The organism is Microbacterium sp. B19 (assembly GCF_000333395.1).
In the GTDB taxonomy this organism is placed as follows: domain Bacteria; phylum Actinomycetota; class Actinomycetes; order Actinomycetales; family Microbacteriaceae; genus Microbacterium.
Window position 1 is genome coordinate 1 of sequence record NZ_BADA01000032.1, and the last position, 5,947, is coordinate 5,947.

General features: G+C 71.3%; 7 protein-coding genes. 5 read left to right on the forward strand and 2 right to left on the reverse strand.

All coding sequences use genetic code 11. The features are described 5' to 3' along the window. Window positions 1–57: 57 nt before the first annotated feature. The 4 genes from I5G_RS01005 to I5G_RS01020 all read left to right on the forward strand — a co-directional run bounded on the left by I5G_RS01005 (window position 58) and on the right by I5G_RS01020 (window position 3,598). A complete protein-coding gene (locus tag I5G_RS01005) occupies window positions 58–969 on the forward strand; it encodes an ABC transporter ATP-binding protein (protein ID WP_022877387.1) in 912 nt (303 codons plus the stop codon). Continuing rightward, entirely contained in the window at window positions 966–1,754 is a 789-nt protein-coding gene (locus I5G_RS01010; RefSeq protein WP_022877388.1) for an ABC transporter permease, read from the forward strand. Before I5G_RS01005 ends, I5G_RS01010 begins: the two co-directional genes overlap by 4 nt. A gap of 69 nt (window positions 1,755–1,823) precedes the next feature. Next, a complete protein-coding gene (locus tag I5G_RS19835) occupies window positions 1,824–3,152 on the forward strand; it encodes a mechanosensitive ion channel family protein (protein WP_239642465.1) in 1,329 nt (442 codons plus the stop codon). After that, window positions 3,149–3,598, forward strand: coding sequence for a globin (locus I5G_RS01020; RefSeq protein WP_022877390.1), 450 nt, complete (start codon window positions 3,149–3,151; stop codon window positions 3,596–3,598). The genes I5G_RS19835 and I5G_RS01020 overlap by 4 nt, the downstream gene beginning before the upstream one ends. Before the next feature lie 114 nt (window positions 3,599–3,712). Here I5G_RS01020 and I5G_RS01025 read toward each other — a convergent pair whose 3' ends face one another. Beyond that, complete coding sequence (locus I5G_RS01025) at window positions 3,713–4,381, reverse strand: hypothetical protein (protein ID WP_022877391.1); 669 nt, start codon at window positions 4,379–4,381, stop codon at window positions 3,713–3,715. Between the two features lie 51 nt (window positions 4,382–4,432). Between I5G_RS01025 and I5G_RS01030 the strand changes: the two genes are divergently transcribed. Further along, window positions 4,433–5,302 carry an acyl-CoA thioesterase II gene (locus I5G_RS01030; RefSeq protein ID WP_026095554.1) on the forward strand — a complete coding sequence of 290 codons (870 nt, stop codon included), beginning with the start codon at window positions 4,433–4,435 and terminating at the stop codon, window positions 5,300–5,302. A 29-nt stretch (window positions 5,303–5,331) separates the two neighbouring features. Here the strand turns inward: I5G_RS01030 and I5G_RS01035 are convergent, their stop codons facing one another. After that, a complete protein-coding gene (locus I5G_RS01035; RefSeq protein WP_083896503.1) occupies window positions 5,332–5,859 on the reverse strand; it encodes a thioesterase family protein in 528 nt (175 codons plus the stop codon). Window positions 5,860–5,947: the final 88 nt, after the last annotated feature.

Sequence of the window (5,947 nt, forward strand, 5' to 3'; positions counted from 1 at the left end):
CAGGGATCACTCCCCCGGCGGACGCGGCATCCGGGGTCCGCTTCCTAGCGTGGAAGCATGATCGTCGCAGAGCACCTCACCAAGAGATACGGCACGCGCACCGCGGTGTCCGACGTCTCGTTCACCGTCCCGCCGGGCCGCGTCACGGGCTTCCTCGGCCCGAACGGCGCCGGCAAATCCACGACGATGCGCATGATCGTCGGGCTCGACCGCCCGACGTCGGGCCGCGTCACCGTCAACGGAACCCCCTACGACCGCCTTCGCGCCCCGCTCACCGAGGTGGGCGTCCTTCTGGATGCCAAGGCCGTGCACACCGGCCGGAGCGCCCGGAACCACCTCCGCGTCATGGCCGCGACCCACGGCATCGGCCGGCGTCGCGTCGACGAGGTCATCGAACTCGCGGGCATCGCCTCGGTCGCGGACAAGCGGGCGGGTGGCTTCTCCCTCGGCATGGGCCAGCGGCTCGGGATCGCGGCCGCGCTCCTCGGCGACCCGCATACGCTCATCCTCGACGAGCCGGTGAACGGCCTCGACCCCGAGGGCGTGCGCTGGGTGCGGGAGTTCGTCCGGCACATCGCCGCCGAGGGACGTACGGTGCTGCTGTCGAGCCACCTCATGAGCGAGATGGCGCAGACCGCCGACCACGTGATCGTGCTCGGCCGGGGCGCCGTGCTCGCCGACGCTCCGCTTCCGGACCTCGTCCGTTCGTGGACGACCGAGGTCGTGTTCGTCCGCTCCCCCGAGCTGTCCCGCCTCGTCGAGGTGATGAGCGACGCCGGCGCGACGGCGACCCTCGTCGAGACCGGCTTCGCCAGCCTCCGCGGGGTTTCCGCGGCCGAGATCGGCGATGTGGCGGCACGGCATGGCATCCCTCTCCACGAACTGACCCCGCGCAGCGGCTCGCTCGAGGACGCCTACCTGGCCCTCACCGAAGACGCGATCGAGTACAAGACGAAGGAACTCGCATGACCGCCCTCACCGCGCCCCGGCGCACGACCTTCACGGAGGGCTCGGTCGGACCGACCTTCCTCCGAACCCTCCAGAGCGAGCTGCTGAAGCTCACGACGCTGCGCTCGACGTGGTGGTCCCTCGCGATCGCGGGGGTCCTCTCCGTCCGCATCTCGTGGCTCTACGTGTCGGCCTCGGACGGCGGGTACGCGATCTCCGGAGTCGTCGCGTCGACCCAGTTCACGATGCTCGTGGCCGGCATCCTGGGCGCGATCGCTGTCACCGGGGAGTACGCCACCGGGATGATCCGCTCGACCCTGACCGCCACCCCTCGGCGCGCGCAGGTCGTTCTGGCGAAGAGCCTGGCGGTCGCGTTGGTCGTGGGCGCCGCGACGGCCGTCAGCTACCTCGTCTGCCTCGCCGTCACGGTGCCGATCTCGACCGCCGCCATCTCGTGGTCCGACCCGGCTCAGGCGCTGCTCCCGCTCCTGTTCGGCGTCCTCTCGATGATCGCCTACGCGCTCATCGGGATGGGTTTCGGTCTTCTCATCCGCAACGGCGCCGGGGCGATCGCCGCGACCGTCGGGGTGCTCTTCGTGGCGCCGATCGCGTTCAACCTCTTCGCGCTCGGCGGGGCGTCGTGGCAGTGGGTCGTGGACCTCGGCCGCTACCTGCCGGTCGCCGCCGGCCACGACCTGACCGCGATTCCGACGGGCGACGTGCTGGTCCCCGCGCTCACGCTCGCCGCGTGGGTGGTGGCGCTGGTAGGCGCCGGGATCGTCGTGCTGCGCCGCCGCGACGCCTGACAACCAGGAGAACGATGGATGCCTCGATGCCCAGGCGGCACCGAGGCATCCGTCGTTAGCATGAAGGGGATGACCGTTCTCGCCAGCGCTCCCGATCCCACGCCGACTCCGACGCCTCCCGTCGATCTGAAATCGCTCACCGACCCGTCCGCGTGGGCGTGGATCGGTGAGCAACTGCTCGGCTTCGGCGGGGTGCTGCTGCACATCCTCGGCATCATCGTGGGCGTCGCCGTCGCCGCGTGGATCCTTCGCGTGCTCATCCGTCGCGTCGTCGACCGGATCGTCAACGGGGCGAAGAAGAACGCCCGCGTCGACGACACGCAGGCGCTCGATCGGTCGCCGCTCGCGGCCGTCCGGCTCGTGCAGCGCACGCGTACCCTCGGGACGATTCTGCAGAACATCGTCAACGTCGTGCTCGTGCTCGTCGCGCTGGTCTGGATCGCCGGCATCGTCGCCCCCAACGCCCTGAGCTCACTGACCCTGCTGACGGCCGCGGTCGGCGCCGGACTCGGCTTCGGCGCGCAGAACATCGTCAAGGACGTGCTGAACGGCATCTTCATCGTGGCCGAGGACCAGATTGGGATCGGCGACGTCGTCGACCTGGGTCTCGCCACCGGCATCGTGGAGTTCGTGAGCGTCCGCATCACGCACGTCCGCGACGTCAACGGCACGCTCTGGTACGTCCGAAACGGCGAGATCACGCGCATCGGCAACATGTCGCAGGGATGGGCCCGGGTCATCATCGACCTGGCCGTGCCGGTGGATGCCGACATCGACGAGGTCGAGAAGGCCATGCTCGGCGCCGCGAAGGCCCTGGCCAAGGAGCAGAAGTGGCGTTCGCGCATCATCGAGCAGCCCGAGATCTGGGGCCTGGAGTCCATCAGCGGCGATGCCCTCGTCATCCGGCTCGTCATGAAGACACGGTCCAGCTCGAAGGATGACGTCGCGCGCGAGCTGCGCGTGCGCCTCAAGCGTGCGATGGACGATCTGGGCCTGACACTCCCACAGCTCAACTCGATCGTTCTGACCGGGGCCGAGGGCGCGCAGAGCGTGCGCGGCGCGCACCCGCCCAAGACAAAGCCCACCCCGGTTGCCACCGTTCCCGAGCGCCCGGTCTGGCGTCCGCGGCGGAAGAAGCTCGCGGTCTCCGACACGGTGCTGGACGCGGATGCTGTGGCCGCCGAGATCGCGGCGGAGAAGGCGCGGCCGAAGAAGCCCAAGGCGGCGGCTCCGTCCGGCACCGACACGGCGCCGAAGGCGGCCGCAGCGTCCGAGGACGGCGACGCCGTGCAGAAACCCACTCCTCCGGCGAGGCCCGCGTCGTCCGTCGACGGCGACGCCGTGCAGAAGCCCACTCCCCCCGCCGTGCGGGCCGACGATGACGGAGCATCCGCGTGAGCGAGCCGATCAGCTTCTACGAGCAGGCCGGCGGGATGGACACCTTCCGTCGACTGGTCGACGCGTTCTACCGCGGGGTCGCGGAGGACGAGGTCCTGAAGCCCATGTATCCGGAGGAAGACCTCGGTCCCGCGGCCGAGCGGCTCACGCTCTTCCTCGCGCAGTACTGGGGCGGCCCCACGACCTACGGCGAAAAGCGCGGGCACCCGCGCCTGCGCATGCGGCACATGCCGTTCCACGTCGACCCGGACGCGCGCGACCGGTGGCTGCGCCACATGCGCGCGGCCGTCGATGAGATCGCCCTCCCGCCCGCGCTCGAAGCCCCGCTGTGGGACTACCTCGAGCGGGCCGCCCATGCGATGGTGAACACGTTCGAGCCGCGCGGCATCGGCCCGACGCGCGACGGGCGCGCCGACACGGGTCTGCCGATCCGCTCCGCCGACTGACGCTCACGTCCCGGTCGAACCCCCACGCCTCGGTGGCGCGGGCTCTCACACCCGGGTCGCGTTGACGCTCACGTCCCGGTGGCGCGGGCTCTCACGCCCGGGTCGGGCGGACGCTCACGTCCCGGTGGTGCGGACCGGCGTGAGACCCGAGCGCACCGGACCGCGGACGAGCACGTGCCCGCGGGCGAGCGTCACTCGGGTCCAGACACCGCTCGTGCGGACCGTGGCCTGCTCGGCCCCCGCGATGAACCCCAGTGCGTAGGCCGCGAACGCGGTGCCGAGCGGGAGATCGCCGAGCGCCTCGTCGGGCTGCCCCCACACCTGCGCGCGCACCGTGCGGACGACGTCCTCCCCCGGATCCGCGGGCAGCGCATCGGCCACGGCGGCGATCCCGTACTGCGCACGCGCCGCCAGCACCGAGCTGTCGATCGCGGCGATCTCCGCCCACCCGCCGCGCGGCGGCGAAACCCCGGCCCACGCCGGAGCGCTCGCTATCTCGGGCAGCACGATCGCCGAGGCATCGTCGGGCGCGATCGAGAGAGCGGATGCCTCGACCACCAGGTCGCACTGCAGCTCCGGGTCGACGGCCGACACGCGGAGACCGAGCACCGTGGGGGTGGCATCCAGGAGTCCGCGGGGAGCGAGCGGAGCCGCCGTGCTCACGAGGACTCCGCCGTCGGCGCGGAGGCGGACGGAACCGTCACCGAGTCGGATGGCTCGGGAGGAGAAGGTGAGCAGGTCGGCTGCCGCCTGCGGATCGGGGAACAACAGGCGCGCGGACACCCGGCCTAAACTATCAAGGGACGCAGGCCTCTGCGCGGAACGGGAGTGAGCGTGACCGACGCCAGCGACCCCGTGGCCTCTCTGCTCGCGGTGCTCGACCTCCGCGACGCGGGCGCACGGACGACCGAGGACATCTTCACCGGGGTCTCGCAGCCGATGCCGTCGGGACGCGTGTACGGCGGGCAGGTGCTCGCGCAGTCGATCGTCGCGGCCTCGCGCACGCTCCCGCCCGAGCGCACCGTGCATTCGATGCACGGCTACTTCCTGCGGCCCGGCGACCCCGACGCGGGCATCACGTTCTCCGTCGACCGAATCCACGACGGGCGGTCGTTCTCGACGCGGCGCACGCAGGCGTTCCAGGCCGGCGTACCGATCTTCTCGATGATCGCGTCGTTCCAGGACGAGGGTCCGGGGCTTGAGCATGCCGAGCCCATGCCGGATGGCATCCCGCTCCCGGAGGATCTGCCGCCGTTCGACGAGGAACGCCTGCACCCCGTGAGCCGCAAGCTGTTCTCGGAGCGTCCCGTCGACGTGCTGCACGTGCCGTCGCCCGTGTACACGTCCGTGGAGGGTCCGCACGTGCCGCGACAGGCGGTGTGGATGCGCACACGGCGCGAGCTTCCCGACGACCCGGCGGTGCACCGCGCCGCGCTGGCGTACCTTAGCGACCTCACGATCCAGGAGACCATCCTCCGCGGACACGGCGTGCCGTGGAGCACGCCCGGTCTGCGGGTCGCGAGCCTCGACCACGCGATGTGGTGGCACCGGCCGGGGCGCGTCGACGAGTGGCTCCTGTACGTGCAGGAGTCGCCGAACGCCCGCGGCGGGCGTGGCCTGTCGACCGGGCGGATCTACACGCGCGAGGGCGTGCTCCTGGCCAGCGTGGCGCAGGAGATCATGGTGCGCGTGCCGGGCGAGTAGAGCCCGGGGTTGCGTGGCGCTTCGGGGCGTCAGCGGCCGCGGCGGCGGTATTCGATCGGGTCGCCGATGTACGGGGCCCACGCGGCGCGCTCGGTCTCGCTCCAACGGATCGGGCGGCCGCTGGCCGTGTCGACAAGGACGACGACCGCCGTGGCGCGTGCGTAGAGCACCGGCTCGTCGTCGCCGATCGGGCTGAAGACCTCGAAGCAGATGTCGGCGCTGGAGCCGCCCATCGCGCCGATCCACAGCCGTACGTCGAGCGGACGCTGGCTATAGGGAACGGGGCGGAGGTACTCGATCTCCTGCCGCGCGATGAGCGTCGCGCGCTCTCCCCCGCTCTCCAGCACGCTCATGTCGAAGACGGCGGTCGGGAGGGCGTCTCCGTCGTCGTCGCCGCGCCAGAACGCCCGGAGCCGCGCCTCTTCGAGAAGCTTCAGCATCGACGTGTTGTTGACGTGTCCGAGGGCGTCGAGGTCTCCCCACCGCAGGTGAATGGGGATGTGCAGCCGCGCGGGCCCGGCCGGAGCCGAGCCCGCAGACGGCGTCACGTCAGTCACGCGTGAGCTTGCGGTAGGTCGAACGCGACGGGTTCGCCGCGTCGGCGCCGAGACGCTCGATCTTGTTCGCCTCGTAGGCCTCGAAGTT